At 73.0% G+C, this 17,228-nt stretch carries 15 protein-coding genes; 11 read left to right on the top strand and 4 right to left on the bottom strand.

Going from position 1 to position 17,228, the window contains the following annotated elements; genetic code table 11:
* Positions 1–371: 371 nt before the first annotated feature.
* Entirely contained in the window at positions 372–653 is a 282-nt protein-coding gene (locus tag ABZ404_RS34365; RefSeq protein ID WP_067158275.1) for an Lrp/AsnC ligand binding domain-containing protein, read from the bottom strand.
* Entirely contained in the window at positions 650–1,393 is a 744-nt protein-coding gene (locus ABZ404_RS34360; protein WP_358835255.1) for a rhomboid family intramembrane serine protease, read from the bottom strand. The genes ABZ404_RS34365 and ABZ404_RS34360 overlap by 4 nt, the downstream gene beginning before the upstream one ends.
* Before the next feature lie 177 nt (positions 1,394–1,570).
* Here ABZ404_RS34360 and ABZ404_RS34355 point away from each other — a divergent pair, with 177 nt between their 5' ends.
* The 5 genes from ABZ404_RS34355 to ABZ404_RS34335 all read left to right on the top strand — a co-directional run bounded on the left by ABZ404_RS34355 (position 1,571) and on the right by ABZ404_RS34335 (position 7,026).
* Positions 1,571–1,816: a hypothetical protein gene (locus ABZ404_RS34355; protein ID WP_358835256.1), complete on the top strand. Its 246-nt coding sequence runs from the start codon at positions 1,571–1,573 to the stop codon at positions 1,814–1,816.
* A 39-nt stretch (positions 1,817–1,855) separates the two neighbouring features.
* Positions 1,856–3,220 (top strand): NYN domain-containing protein, encoded by a 1,365-nt coding sequence (locus ABZ404_RS34350; RefSeq protein WP_358991268.1) that lies wholly within the window; start codon positions 1,856–1,858, stop codon positions 3,218–3,220.
* A gap of 254 nt (positions 3,221–3,474) precedes the next feature.
* Positions 3,475–4,500 carry an NlpC/P60 family protein gene (locus tag ABZ404_RS34345; protein WP_358835257.1) on the top strand — a complete coding sequence of 342 codons (1,026 nt, stop codon included), beginning with the start codon at positions 3,475–3,477 and terminating at the stop codon, positions 4,498–4,500.
* A gap of 263 nt (positions 4,501–4,763) precedes the next feature.
* On the top strand, positions 4,764–5,780 hold the full coding sequence (locus ABZ404_RS34340) for an NlpC/P60 family protein (RefSeq protein ID WP_358835258.1): 1,017 nt from the start codon (positions 4,764–4,766) through the stop codon (positions 5,778–5,780).
* Positions 5,781–5,796: 16 nt separating this feature from the next.
* Entirely contained in the window at positions 5,797–7,026 is a 1,230-nt protein-coding gene (locus ABZ404_RS34335) for a hypothetical protein (protein WP_358835259.1), read from the top strand.
* 138 nt (positions 7,027–7,164) lie between these two features.
* Here the strand turns inward: ABZ404_RS34335 and ABZ404_RS34330 are convergent, their stop codons facing one another.
* The gene (locus ABZ404_RS34330) at positions 7,165–8,400 is read right to left on the bottom strand and encodes a glycosyltransferase 87 family protein (RefSeq protein ID WP_358835260.1); all 1,236 of its coding nucleotides are present in this window, start codon (positions 8,398–8,400) and stop codon (positions 7,165–7,167) included.
* Positions 8,401–8,513: 113 nt separating this feature from the next.
* On the opposite strand from ABZ404_RS34330, the gene ABZ404_RS34325 reads away from it, so the two are divergent.
* Positions 8,514–9,656, top strand: coding sequence for a glycosyltransferase family 4 protein (locus ABZ404_RS34325; protein ID WP_358835261.1), 1,143 nt, complete (start codon positions 8,514–8,516; stop codon positions 9,654–9,656).
* A gap of 773 nt (positions 9,657–10,429) precedes the next feature.
* Positions 10,430–12,049, top strand: coding sequence for a GMC oxidoreductase (locus ABZ404_RS34320; protein WP_358835262.1), 1,620 nt, complete (start codon positions 10,430–10,432; stop codon positions 12,047–12,049).
* 69 nt (positions 12,050–12,118) lie between these two features.
* Here ABZ404_RS34320 and ABZ404_RS34315 read toward each other — a convergent pair whose 3' ends face one another.
* Positions 12,119–13,915, bottom strand: coding sequence for an AMP-dependent synthetase/ligase (locus ABZ404_RS34315; RefSeq protein ID WP_358835263.1), 1,797 nt, complete (start codon positions 13,913–13,915; stop codon positions 12,119–12,121).
* 273 nt (positions 13,916–14,188) lie between these two features.
* On the opposite strand from ABZ404_RS34315, the gene ABZ404_RS34310 reads away from it, so the two are divergent.
* From ABZ404_RS34310 to ABZ404_RS34295, 4 genes are all read left to right on the top strand, one after another.
* A complete protein-coding gene (locus ABZ404_RS34310; protein ID WP_358835264.1) occupies positions 14,189–14,950 on the top strand; it encodes a metallophosphoesterase in 762 nt (253 codons plus the stop codon).
* Positions 14,951–15,043: 93 nt separating this feature from the next.
* Entirely contained in the window at positions 15,044–15,517 is a 474-nt protein-coding gene (locus ABZ404_RS34305; RefSeq protein WP_358835265.1) for an SRPBCC family protein, read from the top strand.
* 1 nt (position 15,518) lies between these two features.
* Positions 15,519–16,673 (top strand): ArsA-related P-loop ATPase, encoded by a 1,155-nt coding sequence (locus tag ABZ404_RS34300; RefSeq protein WP_358991244.1) that lies wholly within the window; start codon positions 15,519–15,521, stop codon positions 16,671–16,673.
* A 66-nt stretch (positions 16,674–16,739) separates the two neighbouring features.
* A complete protein-coding gene (locus ABZ404_RS34295; RefSeq protein ID WP_358837809.1) occupies positions 16,740–17,216 on the top strand; it encodes a DUF5304 family protein in 477 nt (158 codons plus the stop codon).
* Positions 17,217–17,228 lie beyond the last annotated feature (12 nt).

Raw genomic sequence — 17,228 nt, 5'->3', positions numbered from 1 at the left:
CCGGGGGCTGCGCCCCCACCCCGTCGTCCGCCCGCGGCCCGTGCCGGCTTGCTCGCGCAGTTCCCCGCGCCCCTGAAACCTGCGGTCTTCTGCGGGCCGGTGGTGGGCTGGTCGCGCAGTTCCCCGCGCCCCTGAAACCTGCGGTCTTCTGCGGGCCGTGGTCGGTTGCTCGCGCAGTTCCCCGCGCCCCTGAAATGCCGCTGCGCGGCATCCCCGGGGCGCCCCGAAGGGGCGCTTTGAGGGGCGCGGGGAACTGCGCGAGCGGCCACGGACGGCCTGCGGACGACAGCGCGGCCGGGGTTGCCCATGCGCCCCGCATCGGCGTTCGCCCGAGGAACGCACCCCGGACCGCTGTGCCGCCCGCTCAAGGGCTACGCGTCGAGGCCGATCGCGAACGCCGCCTCCAGGTCGTGCTGGGAGTACGTCCGGAACGCCACGTGCGTGTCCGTCACCTCGACCCCGGGGATCTTGCTGATCCGGCCGGGGATGATGTCCGCGAGGTCGTCGTGGCGGGCCACCCGGACCAGGGCGATCAGGTCGTAGGTGCCGGTCACCGAGTACACCTCGCTGACGTTCTCCAGCGACGCGATCGACTCCGCGATCTCGGGGATCCGGTCCACGCTGGTCTTGATGAGCACGATCGCGGTGATCACGGCTGGTTCTCTCCCTCGGTGGCGGCCGGCGCCGACGGCTTCGGCCGTTGCGGTCGTTTCACTCTAGCCGTCCCGCGGAACCGGACCCAGGCGTAGAGAAAGCCCAGGCCGAAGCCGACGAGATGGGCCAGATAGGCCACTCCGGGGCCCGCCGGAGCCGCCCGTACGGCCAGCCACTGGAGCACGAACCAGAACACCAGCACCGGCGCCGCGGGGAAGCGCAGCGGCAGGAAGAAGAGGAACGGGAAGAGGCTGGTCACCCGGGCCCGGGGAAAGAGGTAAAGGAAGGCGCCCAGGACGCCCGAGATCGCCCCCGACGCGCCCACCAGCGTCTGGTCGGACGCCGCGTGCGCCACCGCGTACACGAGCAGGGCGAGGTAGCCCGCGCCGAGGTAGAACAGCGCGAAGCCGAGCCTGCCCATGCGTTCCTCGGCCATCACGCCGAAGACGTAGAGGAAGAGCATGTTGCCCAGCAGGTGCAGCCAGTTGCCGTGCACGAAGAGCGCCGTGAGGGGGGTGAGGAGCGCGCCGGGATCACCGGCCGTGAGTTCGTTCGGGATGACACCCCACCGGGCGAAATACGCGCTCTGGGCGGCGAGCAGCGCGTCCCCCGTCCCGTACGAGGGATTGAGGCCCGAGACGGGGCTGACGAGGAAGACCAGGCAGCAGGCCGCCAGCACGGCGTAGGTGACCGTCGGGCCCCGGACCACCGCCACCCGGACGGCGCTCGGCTTGATCATGAACAGAGCATGGCGTACCGGGCCCGAACGGTACAGACCGCCTCGCCGTGCCGGGGGGTACCCGCTAGGCCGTAGGGTTACGGGCAGTACATCCGCAGTTCGACGGCGCACCGCGAGATCCCCGACCACATCTTCTGCACGAACCGTGGGAAGACCGTGAAAAGAGGACAGCACCACATGACGAGCGTTCCCCTGCCCACCGCCACCACGCGGTGGCGCTGCACCCTCTGCGGCAATCTGACCCGCTTCGACGTGACCCGCTCGTCCAAGGTCGTCGAGTACGTCCATCTGGACCTCGCCGGAGAGCCGAAGGTCGAGGAACGCGAGGTGGTCAGTGAGACCATCGAGTCGGTGCGCTGCCGCTGGTGCAACGCGGTGGACCGGATCGAGCTGGTGGACAGGCCGGGTGCCGGCTCCGAGTGAGCCCGCCCGGTGAGTGACGGACGACAGTTGAGGTGACGGATCGTGGAGCATGCAAGCGGTGCCGAACCGGCCGGTGCTGCCGGTGACGGCCCCGCCGAGGTGCTCGACCGACCGCTGCCCGAAGGGGTGCGGCGCCGGGTCGTCGCGCTGGTCTCGGACGCCTTCGGGGGGCTGACCGTCGCCGAACTGCCGTCCCAGTTGCGGCAGTACGCCCGTTTCACCCCGACGCGTCGGGCCAAGTTCGCCGGCACCGCCATGGCCGCGGCCCTGGAGTCCGACCCGGTCTTCCGGCAGCGGATCGGGGAGCGGTTCAAGGAGGCGCAGCCGGAGCTGGCGGGCGCGCTGGAGTCCGGCGCGCCGCCCGCGGCCGCCGACCCCGTGGACGTGGCGGCCGCCGCGTACGTCCTGCGTCCCGTCGGCTGGGTGAAGCTGGTCGCGGCGGCCGGCGAGGAGGCCCAGCGGGCGGACGCCGAGCGGGCCGACGAGGAGGGCCGGCGCGAGCTGGAGCGGCTGCGCCGGGAGCTCGACGAGGCGCACGAGCGGCTGCGCACCGAGCAGGAGGAGCTCCGCGCCGACCTGGCCGCCGCCCGCAAGGAGGCCGAGGCGCTCCAGCGCAAACTGCGCAGCGCGCTCAGCGACGTCAAGCGCGGCGAGGCCGCCCTGCGCAAGGTCACCGGGGAGATCGACGGGATCAGAGCGGAGGCGGCGGCCCGGGTGGCCGCCGCCGAGAGCGAGTCGCGGCGGATCAGGACCCGGCTCACCGAGGCCGAGGCATCCGCCGAGGCGAGCCGCCGCGCGGTGCGCGAGGGGCGCTCGATCGAGGACATGCGGCTGCGGCTGCTGCTCGACACGGTCCTGGACGCCGCCTCCGGGCTGCGGCGCGAACTCGCCCTGCCCCCGGCCTCGGTACGGCCCGCCGACACCGTGGATGCGGTCGAACCGGGGCAGATGACCCCGAAGGACATCGCGGCCCGGGCGCTCTCCGAGACCGATCCGGCGCTGCTCGACCAGCTGCTCGCGCTGCCCCAGGTGCATCTGCTGGTGGACGGCTACAACGTCACCAAGACCGGCTATCCGACGATGCCGTTGGAGAAGCAGCGGCTGCGGCTGCTCGGCGGTCTCTCCGTACTCGCCGCGCAGACCGGCGCCGAGGTCACCTGCGTCTTCGACGGCGCGGAGCTGGCCGCGCCGGTGCTGCTGGCGCCGCCCCGAGGCGTCCGGGTGCTCTTCTCCAAGCCGGGGGTGACCGCCGACGAGCTGATCCGCCAGCTGGTGCGGGCGGAGCCGTCCGGGCGGCCGGTGGTGGTCGTCTCGACCGACCGCGAGGTGGCCGACGGAGTGGCCAAGGCCGGGGCGCGTCCGGTTGCGTCCGTCATGCTCTTGAAGCGGCTTTCGCGCGTCTAGCAACTCCTGCGTTCAATGCCCGAATTCGGGCGATCGGTTCCCAGCGCTCTGTCAAGTGCCCATTACTACGCGTGGGATGACTGTAAAGAATCCTTCTGTCGACCGAGTTTTTTCCTATCAGGATTTGAACTGATCACAGGGAGGTCACTAGGGTCGGCTCGAACCTTCACGCGGTTGATCACTCGTCCGGGTGGCCGTGGAGGTACCGCCGAGTCCTTCGCTGTTCGGCGCTGAGGAAGAAGGAGCTCGCCTTCGTGGCGTCCCACCGTCGACCCAAGCCTGCGAGCCGCACCCGCGTGACCGTGCTTACCGCGACCGCCGCCGCAGCCGTCGCTCTCACGTCCCAGGCCGCGCAGGCGGACCCGAAGCCGTCGAAGAGCGAAGTGAAGTCCAAGGTCGACAAGCTCTACGACGAGGCCGAGCAGGCCACCGAGAAGTACAACGGCGCCAAGGAGAAGCAGGACCAGCTGGAGAAGCAGGTCGGCGCGCTCCAGGACAAGGTGGCCCGCGGCCAGGACGAGCTCAACAAGCTCCGCGACGGCCTCGGTTCGATGGCCTCGGCGCAGTACCGCTCGGGCGGCATCGACCCCTCGGTCCAGCTCTTCCTCTCCGCCAACCCGGACGACTTCCTCGACAAGGCGTCCTCCCTGGACCAGTTGAGCGCCAAGCAGACCGAGGCGCTCCAGAAGATCCAGGAGAAGCAGCGCAGCCTGGCGCAGCAGCGCAAGGAGGCCCAGGACAAGCTCAAGGACCTCGCGGACACCCGCAAGGAGCTCGGCACCAAGAAGGCCGAGACCCAGACCAAGCTCGCCGCCGCGCAGAAGCTCCTCAACTCGCTGACCGCCGCCGAGAAGGCGTCGCTCGCCGCCGACGACGCGCGCGCCAACCGCACCAACGAGCGCGTCGACCTCGGCCACGAGGCGCCCGCCTCCGGCCGCGGCGCCGCGGCCCTGGCCGCCGCCCAGACGCAGATAGGCAAGCCGTACGTGTACGGCGCCACCGGCACCGCCTCGTTCGACTGCTCCGGCCTCACCTCCTGGGCCTACCGCCAGGCGGGCATCTCCATCCCCCGCACCTCGCAGGCCCAGGCCGGCGCGGGCACCCAGATCGGCCGCAGCCAGCTCAAGCCGGGCGACCTGGTCCTCTTCTACGGCGACCTGCACCACGTCGGCCTGTACGCCGGCAACGGCCAGGTGCTGCACGCCCCCAAGCCGGGCGCCAACGTCCGCTACGAGGCCATGGGCAACATGCCGTTCCAGTTCGGCGTCCGCATCGCCTGAGGTCCGGGCCCCGCGGCCCGCCGTATAACAACTCGGTTGCCACCGCCCTCCGAACGGGCGAATTCCGGCAACGCGCGCTGACGCCACGCCCCGCCGGTGACCTGTGTTCTCCGGCGGGGCGTCACTGTGCGTACACATCCGGGTCTTTGGACCCCGTGTGCTCGTCCGACTACTCTCCGGCGTGCGGTTCCCCGTGATCGTCCGAACTCGTCCGCCCGCCCGGGCGGCAGGGGCCCGCACCAGCGGAAGGAGTGCGGCTTCCCGTGGCGTTCCATCGCCGTCCCACGCAGTCCGGGCTCTCCCAGAGCACCCGGGTCACCGTCCTGTCCGCCGCGGCGGCCACCGCCGCGGCGGCCTTCGCGGCCCCCGCCGGCGCCGAACCGGCCGACACCGGCAAGGAGCGGGTCGACCGGCTCTTCGCCCAGGCGGAGGAGGCCACCGAGCAGTACAACAAGGCGGACGAGCGCGCCGACCTCCTGCGCGATCAGGTCAAGCACGCGCAGGACAGCGTCGCGCGCGGCCAGGAGCGCATCAACCGGATGCGGGGCGCGCTCGGCGCGATCGCCGGAGCCCAGTACCGCTCGGGCGGCCTCGACCCCTCGATCGCGCTGCTGCTCTCCGAGGACCCCGACACGTATCTCGACAAGGCGGCGGCCCTCGACCGGATCGGTGAGCGCCAGAGCACCGAACTGCGCGAACTCCAGCACGAGCAGCGGCGGATCGGCCAGCAGCGCACCGAGGCCACCCGCAAGCTCGCCGAACTGGAGCGCAGCCGCCTGGAGGTCGCCCGGCACAAGCGGACCGTCGAGTCCAAGCTCGCCGAGGCCCGCCGGGTGCTGCTCGCGCTGCCGAGCGCCGAGCGGGCCGCCTTCGACCGGGTCTCGCGCTCCGGGCGCGGCGCGCTGCCCGACCTGAGCGGGGCGGTGCCCGCCTCCGGGCGCGCGGCGGCCGCGGTGGCGGCGGCCCGCCAGGCGGTGGGCCGGCCCTATGTGTGGGGCGCCAACGGGCCCTCCGGCTTCGACTGCTCGGGCCTGATGCAGTGGTCCTACGCGCACGCGGGCGTCGGACTGCCGCGCACCTCGCAGGCGCAGCGGTACGCCGGGCGCCGGGTCACCCTCGCCGAGGCGCAGCCCGGCGACCTGGTCGCCTACCGCTCCGACGCCAGCCACATCGGGATGTACGTGGGCAACGGCCAGGTCATCCACGCCCCCTACCCGGGCGCGCCGGTGCGCTACGACCCGGTGGGCATGATGCCCATCTCCTCGATCACCCGGGTGTGACCGTACGATCGGGAGGATGGCGGACGGCTGGCTGAGCGGCACAGGGCGACGGCGCACGGCGGGATACGGTCTCGCCGCGCTGCTGTCCCTGTCCGCCTGCGCGTCCCCCGCCCCGGCCCCCGACCCCGTCACCGGCCAGGTGCAGCGCACGCTGGACGGCCGGGCGGCGGCCGTCCTCGGACACGACGAGCGCGGCTATCTGGCCGCCCTGGACCCGGGCGCGGCGGGTCTGCGGGACGCCCAGCGCGCCGAGTTCGCCAATCTGCGCCAGGTGCCGCTGAGCACCTGGGCGTACCGGGTCACCGACGTCAGCCGCCGGGGCGACCGCGCCACCGCCCGGGTCGAGCTGCGCTACCGGCTCACCGGGTACGACAGCGCGCCGGTGACCTCGGCCCGGGTGGTGGACCTCGATGAGCGGGCCGGGCGCTGGTACGTCACGGGGGACCGGGCGGGCGAGGGCGCGGCCGAACCGCTGTGGCGCCAGGGCCCGGTGTCGGTGGTGCGCGGCGCGCACAGCCTGGTCCTCGGCGTCGGCCAGGAGCGGCGGACCCTCCAGCGGATCGCGGACACCGCCGACCGCGCGGTGCCCGCCGTCTCGGCCGCCTGGCCCGGCCGCTGGGCGGGCCGGGTGGTGGTCCTGGTGCCCGCCTCGCTCGACGCGATGGCGGCGCTGCTCGCCGCGCCCCCGGCTTCGTACCGGGGGATAGCGGCGGTCACCACCGGCGAGGCGGGCGCGGCCGGGGCGGCGCCCGCGGACCGGGTCATCGTCAACCCCGAGGCGTACGGCGTCCTGGGCGACCTCGGCCGACGGGTCGTCCTCACCCACGAGACCACCCATGTCGCCACCCGCACCCGCACCTCCTCCGCGACCCCGATGTGGCTCTCGGAGGGCTACGCGGACTGGGTCGGCTACCGGGGCACCGGGCGCACACCCGCCGAGGCCGCCCCGGAGCTCCAGGAGGCGGTGCGGCGCGACGGCCCGCCCGGCGACCTGCCCACCGACGCCGACTTCGGCTTCGAGGGCGGCGCGGACCGGCTGGCACGCGCCTACGAGGGCGGCTGGCTGGCGTGCCGTCTGATCGCCCAGCGCTGGGGCGAGGCGAAGCTCGCCGCGCTCTACGCGCAGGTGGGCGGCCAGAAGCACCGCGAGGGCGCGCTGGAGAAGGCCCTCAACGACCAACTGGACACCACGCCAAGGGAGTTCACGGCCCTGTGGCGGGCCTACGTCCGCGAAGAACTGTCCTGACGAACCCCACTCATCCCTGAAGGGCCTCGGTCCTCGCCGTCGCGCCGGCCCTCGCCCTCGACCCGCCGCCGATCCTCGGCCGGCCTGGGCGTGCGCGGCGTGGCCCTCGCCACCGCCACCGGCCGGGCCGTGGACCGCTCAGCGCACCAGGACCGAGAAGACCCTCGTGCGGACCTGCTGAACCGGTAGTGGGGGGCGGGGGACCGTGGCGCGCCACAGGCGGCGGCACGCGGTCACCGACGCCGCCACCAGAAGCCCGTTGCGGACGGACAGGAGCAGCACTCCGAGCCAGTCGCTCGCCACCACGTGCGAGAACCAGATCGGGAACTCCAGCAGGGTCACGGCCGCCGCCGCCAGTACCAGATACGCGGGGCGCGCCATCGGGGAGCGGTGCGCGGCCAGGCACACCGCCGCGAGGCCCACCAGCCAGATCAGGTACTGCGGGCTGATCACCCGGCTGGTGGTGGTGAAGAGCAGCACGGCCGTGAAGGCGGCGTCCGCCAGGGTGCCGGGGCCGGTGCGGCGCGCCCGCAGCCGCCACAGCAGCAGCCAGCCGAACGCCAGCGCGGTGAGCCCCATCGCCAGCGTGGAGACCAGCGGGACGTACGGACCGAGGAACTCCACCGACCCGTAGTTGAGCTGCACCCGGCCCCGCCAGCCCAGATGGCGGGCCACATGGAAGACCAGGGCGCCCAGCGACTCCACCTCGGTGCCCCGGTCGCGCTGGAAGGCGAGGAACGCGAAGGCACCCGGCGCCACCGCGTGGCACACCAGCAGGAAGACGCCCGCGGTGACGGCCGCCGCCGCCCACGCCCGGCGCGGTGCCCGGACGAGCAGCAGCACCGGCCACACCTTCAGCAGCGCACCGAACGCGGCGAGCGCCCCCAGCACCCGCGGTCGGCGCGCCCCGGCCAGCAGCGCGGCCACCGCGACCGCCGTCACCAGCAGGTCGTAGCGCGCGTACGCGGTGGGCCCCAGCAGCGGTACGCCCCACACCCAGAGCCGGGCGCCCGCGCGGGACCCGCCGGGGCGCCCGCCCGCGTACAGCAGCAGCCCGAGGACCAGCACGTCGGCGAGGAGCGCCAGGACGAAGAAGGCGGAGGCGTAGTCGAGGAAGGGCAGGGCCGCGGGGGAGAGGATCGCCAGCGCCGCGGCCGGCGGGTACTGCCAGGTGACGTCGTCCAGCGGATACGTACCGGTCCGCAGCACCTCGTACCAGCCCTGGTAGATGACCGAGACGTCGCTGGTGACGTCCGGGCCCGGCACGACCAGCACCCGCAGGACGCAGAGCAGCAGCAGGCACCGGGTGGCGGCGAACACCGCGAGGAGTCCCGGCACGCTTCTCGCGCGCCCTGTGCCGCTTCCTTCCGACATGCACACCCCATCCCTGTATCGCGTGGATCGGGCCTTTCGCCCGCCGCAGTCATGATGCCGGGCGGGGACCGGCACGAGCGACGAGGCGGGGCCGTTGGGTACTGTCGGCGGCGATGCACAAGACGTTGATCGTGACCAATGACTTCCCGCCGCGCCCGGGCGGGATCCAGGCGTTCCTGCACAACATGGCGCTGCGCCTGGACCCCGAGCAGCTCGTCGTCTACGCCTCCACCTGGAAGCGGGGCCGCGAGGGCGCCGAGGCGACCGCCGCCTTCGACGCCGAGCAGCCCTTCACCGTGGTGCGCGACCGCACCACCATGCTGCTGCCCACGCCCCGGGTGACCCGGCGCGCGGTCGGACTGCTCAAGGAGCACGGCTGCTCCTCGGTGTGGTTCGGGGCCGCGGCGCCGCTCGGCCTGATGGCGCCCGCGCTGCGCCGGGCGGGCGCGGAACGCCTGGTCGCCACCACGCACGGGCACGAGGCGGCCTGGGCCCAGCTGCCGGGCTCGCGGCAGTTGCTGCGGCGCATCGGCGAGGGCACGGACACGATCACGTACCTGGGCGAGTACACCCGCTCCCGGATCGCCGCCGCGCTCACCGCGCGGGCCGCCGACCGGATGGTCCAACTGCCGCCGGGCGTCGACGAGAAGACCTTCCACCCCGGCTCGGGCGGCGACGAGGTCCGGGCCCGCCTGGGCCTCACCGACCGGCCCGTCGTGGTCTGCGTCTCGCGCCTGGTGCCCCGCAAGGGCCAGGACACCCTCATCCACGCGATGCCGTCGATCCTCGCGCGCGTGCCGGACGCGGTGCTGCTGATCGTGGGCGGCGGGCCGTACGGCAAGGAGCTCCGCGCCCTCGCCGAGAAGACCGGGGTCGCCTCCTCGGTCCGCTTCACCGGCGCCGTCCCGTGGGCCGAGCTGCCCGCGCACTACGGCGCCGGCGACGTCTTCGCCATGCCCTGCCGAACCCGCCGCGGCGGCCTCGACGTGGAGGGCCTCGGCATCGTCTACCTGGAGGCCTCGGCGACGGGTCTGCCGGTGGTGGCGGGGGACTCGGGGGGTGCGCCGGACGCGGTGCTGGAAGGGGAGACGGGGTTCGTGGTGCGTGGCGGCTCGGCGCAGGAGTCGGCTTCCCGGATCGTCACCCTCCTCCAGGACCCTGACCTGCGTCGGCGGATGGGGGAGCGGGGGAGGGCGTGGGTGGAGGAGAAGTGGCGGTGGGATTTGTTGGCGGAGGGGTTGAAGGGGGTGCTGTGAGGGGGGTGGCGGTGGCCGGGCCGGTACTCGGGCGCGGGCCGTGTGCGGCTCACCCGCGCAGTTCCCCGCGCCCCTTTCCGGCCCGGCTTTCGTCTGCGGCGGAGTGGTGGGTTGCTCGCGCAGTTCCCCGCGCCCCTAGGTAGTACGTCCCTGCGGGCGGTGCTGCCGTGCCCTGGAGGCTTTCGTTCGTCTGCGGCTGAGTGGTGGGTTGCTCGCGCAGTTCCCCGCGCCCCTAAAGGCCTGTGGCTGAGCTGAGTTCTCTGGCTGCGGCCAACCCCCTAGGGGCGCGGGGAACTGCGCGACGAGCCACCCACCGGCCCGCAGGCGACGAACCTCCTAGGCGCGGGGAACTGCGCGACGAGCCCCCACCGGCCCGCGGGCGACGAACGACCTAGGGGCGCGGGGAACTGCGCGACGAGCCACCCACCGGCCCGCGGGTGACGAACCTCCTAGGGGCGCGGGGAACTGCGCGACGAGCCGCCCACCGGCCCGCGGGTGACGAACCTCCTAGGGGCGCGGGGAACTGCGCGGCCAGCCACCCACCGGCCCGCGGGCGACAAACCTCCCAGGGTGCCGGGAGCCTCGCGGCTGGCCACCCGCCCGGCCGCAGGCGAAGTCCTGGCGCACAAGGGGCGCGGGGAACTGCGCGAGTGAGCTACCACCCCGCCGCAAACAACCCCCGGGCACCATCACACTCCCACCCCTGACGGTCACTCAGATTTAAGACAACGTGACCGCTGGGCGGAAACCCGAATTCCGCCCATGCTGCGCGCATGACACCAAACCTGACGCGCCGTCACCTCCTGGGTCTCGGCGCCCTCCAGACGGCCGCCCTCCTGGGCCTGCCCAGAATCACCCTCGACTCCGCCCGCGCCGCGCAGGCGCAGCCCGCCACCCACACCCCCGCCCTGGTCATCGGCTCCGGCTACGGCGCGGCCGTCGCCGCCCTCAGGCTCGGCCGGGCCGGCGTCCACACCCTCGTCCTGGAGATGGGCCGCCTCTGGGACACCCCCGCCCAGGACGGCACGGTCTTCTGCTCGACCTCCGCCCCGGACCAGCGGTCCATGTGGTTCCGCACCCGCACCGAGGCACCTCTCGCCACGTTCCTCTGGCTGGATGTCGTCAACAGGGCCATCAGCCCCTACCCGGGCGTCCTCGACCGCGTCAACCACGGGGACATGTCCGTGTACGTGGGCCGCGGCGTCGGCGGCGGCTCGCTCGTCAACGGCGGCATGGCCGTCACCCCGCGCCGCGACTACTTCACCCAGGTCCTGCCGCAGGTCGACGCCGCCGAGATGTACGCCACGTACTTCCCACGCGCCAACGCCATGCTCGGCGTCAACTCCGTCGACCCGGCCTGGTTCGAGTCCACCGAGTGGTACAGGTTCGCCCGTACCTCCCGCAAGGCGGCCCAGAACGCCGGGCTGAAGACCGTCTTCGTGCCCAACGTCTACGACTTCGGCTACATGCAGCGCGAAGCCGCCGGCACCGCCACCCGCTCCGCCCTCGCGGGCGAGGTCATCTACGGCAACAACCACGGCAAAAGATCGCTCGACAAGACCTACCTCGCCGCCGCGCTGGGCACCGGCAACGTCACCATCGAGACCCTGCACCACGCCCGCGCGATCCGCCGGGAGCCCGACGGCACGTACGTCGTCACCGCCGACCGCACCGACCTGACCGGCAAGGTCGTGGAGACCCGGGAGATCGGCTGCGGCAGGCTCTTCCTGGGCGCCGGCAGCCTCGGCACCACCGAACTGCTGGTGCGCGCCCGCGAGAGGGGCACGCTGCCGGCCCTGGACGCCGCCGTCGGCACCGGCTGGGGCCCCAACGGCAACATCATGACCGCCCGCGCCAACCACGTGTGGGACACCGTGGGCGCCGACGAGTCCACCATGCCCGCCCTCGGCATCGACGACTGGGACAACGCCGCCAACCCGGTCTTCGCCGAGATCGCCCCGCTGCCGATGGGCTTCGAGCACTGGGTGAGCCTCTATCTGGCGATCACCAGGAACCCGCAGCGCGGCACCTTCTCGTACGACCGGGCCGGCGACGCCGTGAAGCTCAACTGGACCAGGGCGCAGAACCAGCCCTCGGTCGACGCCACGAAGAAGCTCTTCGACCGGATCAACCTCAGGAACGCGACGATGTACCGGTACGACCTCTTCGGCAACGGCACCCCGTTCGCGGACGGCTTCTGCTACCACCCGCTCGGCGGCTGCCCGTTGGGGCGGGCGACCGACGACTACGGGCGGGTGAAGGGGTATCCGGGGCTGTACGTCACCGATGGAGCCCTCATCCCCGGCTCCATCGGCGTCAACCCGTTCGTCACGATCACGGCGCTCGCCGAACGCAACGTCCAGCGCGTCCTCGCGGAGGACGTCCCGGTCTGAGCGACGGACCTGAGCGGACCGTCCTGATCGGCCCGCCCTGATCGGCCCGCCCTGAACGGACCGGCCTGGTCAGTGGGCGTAGATCGCCTCGATCTCGTCGGCGAAGTCCTTCGCCACGACGTTGCGCTTCAGCTTCAGCGACGGGGTGATGTGCCCCGCCTCCTCCGTGAACTGGGAGGTGAGAATGCGGAATTTCCGCACCGATTCCGCCTTGGATACCGCGGCGTTTCCGTCGTCGACCGCCCGCTGCACCTCCGCCAGCAGCTCCGCGTCCTGCCGCAGCGAGGCCGCCGAGGAACCGGCCGGCTTGCCGTGGTCCGCGGCCCAGTGGGCCAGGAACTCCTCGTCCAGCGTGACCAGCGCGCCCACGAACGGCCGCCCGTCACCGACCACCATGCACTCCGCGACCAGCGCGTGCGCGCGGATGCGGTCCTCGATCACCGCCGGGGCGACGTTCTTGCCGCCCGCCGTGACGATGATCTCCTTCTTGCGGCCGGTGATCGCGAGGTAGCCGTCCTCGTCGAGGGTGCCGATGTCCCCGGTGTGGAACCAGCCGTCGGCCAGCGCCTCCGCGCTCGCCGCCTCGTTGTTCCAGTACCCCGTGAACAGGTGCTCGCCGTGCAGCAGCACCTCGCCGTCGTCCGCGATGCGCACCACGGAGCCCGGCAGCGGCTGGCCGACCGTACCGATCTTCTGGCGGTCCCACGGGTTGAACGCGGTCGCGGCACAGGACTCGGTGAGACCGTAGCCCTCCAGGACCGTGAAGCCGATGCCCCGGAAGAAGTGACCCAGCCGCTCGCCCAGCGGGGCGCCGCCGGAGATCGCGTACTCGCCCTTGCCGCCGAGCACCGCGCGCAGCTTGCTGAAGACCAGCTTGTCGAAGACCTTGTGCTTGATCTTCAGACCGAGCGAGGGGCCCTGCGGGGTGCCGAGCGCGCGGCTGTAGGCGATCGCGGTGTGCGCGGCCTTGTCGAAGATCGCGCCCTTGCCGTCCGCCTGCGCCTTGGCCCGCGCCGCGTTGTAGACCTTCTCGAAGACCCGCGGCACACCGAGGATCAGCGTCGGCCGGAAGGCGGCCAGCTCGTCGGTGAGGTTCTTGATGTCCGGTACGCAGCCGAGCTTGATCGGCGCCATCACCGACGCCACCTCGACCAGCCGCCCGAAGACATGGGCGGCGGGCAGGAACAGCAAAACCGAGCACTCGCCGGTGCGGAAGAGCGGCTTGAGGCGCTCGACCACGTTGCCGCACTCCGCGAAGAAGGCGCGGTGGGTCAGCACACAGCCCTTGGGGCGGCCGGTGGTGCCCGAGGTGTAGACGATGGTCGCCGGGTCGTCGGCGTGCGCCGAGGACATCCGCTGGTCGAGCAGCTCGTCCGAGATGTCCGAGCCGCCCGCGGTGAGCTGCGCCACCGCGTCCGCCTCCAGCTGCCAGACGCCCTTGAGGGCGGGCAGCGCCGACTGGACGGCGGTGACGGACGCCAGGTGCGCCTCGGTCTCCACCACGCACAGGGTCGCGCCGGAGTCGCCGAGGATCCATTGGATCTGCTCGGGCGAGCTCGTCTCGTACACGGGGACGGTGACCGCGCCCGCGCTCCAGATGGCGAAGTCGAGCAGCACCCACTCGTAGCGGGTACGGGACAGCAGGGCCACCCGGTCGCCGGGCTCGACGCCGGCGGCGATGAGGCCCTTGGCCACGCCGCGGACCTCGGCGAGGAACTGGGTGGCGGTGACGTCGGTCCAGCGTCCCGCGACCTTGCGGCCCATGACCGCGACATCGGGATGCTGAGCGGCATTGCGGCGGATCAGATCCGTCAGGTTGCCGTCCGTGGGGACCTCGTACAGGGCCGGAAGGCTGAACTCGCGCAAGACTGCTGCTCCTCATCGGGCGCCGGTGCCACGGCTCTGTGTGACGCACCGGCTGCGGTCCAAGATCGGGCAGGTGCCCGGAGCAACTTGTTGGGGGTCTGCTCCGAGCACGACTGGACTGCCCGGACGTTACCCACCGGTAGTGGGTTCCCGATAGGGGGTCCTGGTCAGATGTTCGCTGCGTCACACGGATTTCGCGCCGCTTCACGCACAGTAGTCCACTCCTTTCGCGACTCGGAAGTAACCGCAGGTCCGGCGGCCTAGGGTGGCTGCATGCGAGTACATGTGATCAGCGATGTGCACGGAAACGCCGAGGGCCTGGCGAAGGCGGGCGACGGCGCCGACGCCCTGCTCTGCCTCGGTGACCTCGTTCTTTTCCTCGACTACGCCGATCACTCGCGCGGGATCTTCCCCGACCTCTTCGGCGTCGAGAACGCCCACCGGATCGTCGCCCTGCGCACCGCCCGCCGCTTCGAGGAAGCCCGTGAGCTGGGCCGTTCGCTCTGGGCCGGGCTCGACCGGGAGGCCGCCATCGAGGCGGCGGTCCGCAAGCAGTACGCCGAGATGTTCGCCGCCTTCCCCGCCCCGACGTACGCCACCTACGGCAATGTCGACATACCGACCCTCTGGCCGCAGTACGCCGGTCCGGGCACCACGGTCCTGGACGGGGAGCGGGTCGAGATCGGCGGCCGGGTCTTCGGCTTCGTGGGCGGCGGACTGCGCACCCCGATGCGCACGCCCTACGAGATCTCCGACGAGGAGTACGCGGCGAAGGTCGAGGCGCTCGGCGAGGTCGACGTCCTCTGCTCGCACATCCCGCCGGAGGTCCCCGAGCTCGTCTACGACACCGTCGCCCGCCGCTTCGAGCGCGGCTCGCGCGCCCTGCTCGACGCCATCCGGAAGACCAGGCCCCGCTACTCCCTCTTCGGCCACGTCCACCAGCCGCTCGCCCGCCGGGTCCGGATCGGCCGCACCGAATGCGTGAACGTCGGCCACTTCGCCGCCACTTCCCGGCCCTTCGCGCTCCAGTGGTGACCCGGGCACCGGCGAGAGGCCCCGGCCGCACGCGATAGCCTGCACGTCTACCGACCCCCACACACCGGCCCGCGCACTGGAGGAGCCACGACGATGGCGGAACACACCAGCTCGTCTATCACCATCGAGGCGGCACCTGCCGAGGTGATGGGGGTGATCGCCGACTTCGCCCGGTACCCGCAGTGGACCGGAGAGGTGAAGGAGGCCGAGGTGCTGTCGCGGGACGCCGAGGGCCGTGCCGAGCAGGTCCGCCTGGTGCTGGACGCGGGCGCCATCAAGGACGACCACACCCTCAAGTACACCTGGGACGGCTCCCGCAAGGTGAGCTGGAGCCTGGTCAAGTCCCAGATGCTGCGCGCCCTCGACGGCTCCTACAGCCTCGCCGACGCCCCCGGCGGCCACACCGAGGTCACCTACCAGCTGACCGTGGACGTCAAGATCCCCATGCTCGGCATGATCAAGCGCAAGGCCGAGAAGGTCATCATCGACCGGGCCCTCGCCGGACTGAAGAAGCGCGTCGAGAGCGGCGCGGCGGCCGGCGGCGCCGACGGGGCCGAGAAGGCCTGACGTGCGTACGGTCCTCGTCACCGGTCCCGGCGGCGCGGGCCGCACCACCGTCGCCGCCGCGACCGCGCTCGCGGCCGCCCGGCGCGGTGAGCGCGCCCTGCTCCTGACCGCCGACCGCGAGGACCCGACGCCCCGGCTGTTCGACGGCGAGGAGCCGCCCGGCCTCGACGTCGTCCGCGCCGACTTCCGCACCGAACTGCTCGCCCTCCAGGACCGCGCCGGAGCCGCCCTGGAGCTTTTGGGCGCCGGGCGCCTGGACGCCGAGGAGCTGACCGAGCTGCCCGGCGCCGAGCAGCTCGCCCTGCTCAAGGCGGTGCGCGAGGCGGCCGCCGGCGGCCACGACCTGGTCGTCGTCGACATGCCCCCGGTCCACCAGAGCATCGCCGTGCTCGCCCTGCCCGGGCAGCTGCGCCGCTATCTGCGCCGGCTGCTGCCGCCCGAGCGGCAGGCCGCCCGCTCGCTGCGCCCGGTCCTCGCCCAGCTCGCCGGGGTCCCGATGCCCGCGAGGTGGCTGTACGAGACGGCCGCCCGCTGGGACGTGGAGCTGGCCGCCGTCGAGGCCGTGGTGCGCGACCCGGCGACGACGGTACGGCTGGTCGCCGAGCCGGGCGCGGCGGGCGTCGCCGCCCTGCGCGCCGCCCGCCTCGGTCTGGCGCTGCACGAGCTCACCACGGACGCGGTGATCGCCAACCGCGTCCTGCCCACCGGCTCGGCGGACCGCTTCCTCGCCGCGCTCTCCGGGCACCAGCAGTGCGCGCTCAAGGAGCTGGCCGAGGAGTTCGAGGACGTACCGCTGCACGAGGTCCCGCACCTGGGCCGCGAGCCCGAGGGCCCGGAGGACCTGGACGAGCTGGCCCGCGGGAGCGGACCGTGGGCCGGGCACGCCGCCGCGCCCGCCCGGGCCTGGCACGTCGAGGACCGGCTGGCCGGCGACGGCGTCCTGGTGTGGCACCTGCCGCTGCCCGGCGCCCGCAAGGACGAGCTCGGCCTGGTCCGCCGGGGCGACGAACTCCTGCTCACCGCCGGACCGTTCCGCCGGATCGCCCCCCTGCCCTCCGCGCTGCGCCGCTGCACGGTCTCCGGCGCCGGGCTCACCGACGGCGTGCTGAGGATCCGGTTCACCCCGGACCCCGACCTGTGGCCCCGGACGTCCTGAACGCCGTACCCCCGTTCGGGTAACGTCGGAAGGACAGACCCTTCTCCTCAGCAGCTGGAGCCCGCCATGAGCGAAGCCACCGAGCGCCCCGCACCCGACGCGGATGCCTGGGCCGACGCGTGTGCCGAGGACCTCGCCGCGGAGAAGGCGCGCCGCCGCGCCGCCCACGGGGCGCCGCCCGGCTCGGCCGCCGAGGAGCTGCGCAAGCTGGTCGACGCCGTCGCCGACAAGGTCGCCTCCCTGCAGTCCTCCCTGCCCGGCGCGGCCGCGCAGAACGCCGTACAGCAGCTGATCGGCCAGGCCAGGGCCGTGGTCGAGCCGGTCATCGAGCGCAACCCGGACGTCTTCGACCACCTCGCCGCGGCCGGCGGCGAGCTGCTGGCCGCCTACCGCTCGGCGGTCGAGGGCGCCGAACGCCGCTGGACGGCGGACGGCCCGGCGTCCGGCCGGACCCCCGGCCCGTCCGGCAGTGCCTCCGGCGGCGCGAAGAAGGACGACGGCGGAGCGGGCGCGGGACCGACCGAGCACATCGACCTGGACTGACTGACCGGTGCC

It is taken from the genome of Streptomyces sp. NPDC005878 (genome assembly GCF_040629815.1).
GTDB lineage: Bacteria > Actinomycetota > Actinomycetes > Streptomycetales > Streptomycetaceae > Streptomyces.
Note: the sequence above shows the minus strand (reverse complement) of the source record. Positions and strands in the feature narration are given on the sequence as shown.

Coding starts and splice junctions, on each gene's coding strand:
- ABZ404_RS34360 (WP_358835255.1), bottom strand. CDS start 1,393: ATGATCAAGCCGAGCGCCGTCCGGGTGGCGGTGGTCCGGGGCCCGACG.
- ABZ404_RS34355 (WP_358835256.1), top strand. CDS start 1,571: ATGACGAGCGTTCCCCTGCCCACCGCCACCACGCGGTGGCGCTGCACC.
- ABZ404_RS34335 (WP_358835259.1), top strand. CDS start 5,797: ATGGCGGACGGCTGGCTGAGCGGCACAGGGCGACGGCGCACGGCGGGA.
- ABZ404_RS34330 (WP_358835260.1), bottom strand. CDS start 8,400: ATGTCGGAAGGAAGCGGCACAGGGCGCGCGAGAAGCGTGCCGGGACTC.
- ABZ404_RS34325 (WP_358835261.1), top strand. CDS start 8,514: ATGCACAAGACGTTGATCGTGACCAATGACTTCCCGCCGCGCCCGGGC.
- ABZ404_RS34320 (WP_358835262.1), top strand. CDS start 10,430: ATGACACCAAACCTGACGCGCCGTCACCTCCTGGGTCTCGGCGCCCTC.
- ABZ404_RS34310 (WP_358835264.1), top strand. CDS start 14,189: ATGCGAGTACATGTGATCAGCGATGTGCACGGAAACGCCGAGGGCCTG.
- ABZ404_RS34305 (WP_358835265.1), top strand. CDS start 15,044: ATGGCGGAACACACCAGCTCGTCTATCACCATCGAGGCGGCACCTGCC.
- ABZ404_RS34295 (WP_358837809.1), top strand. CDS start 16,740: ATGAGCGAAGCCACCGAGCGCCCCGCACCCGACGCGGATGCCTGGGCC.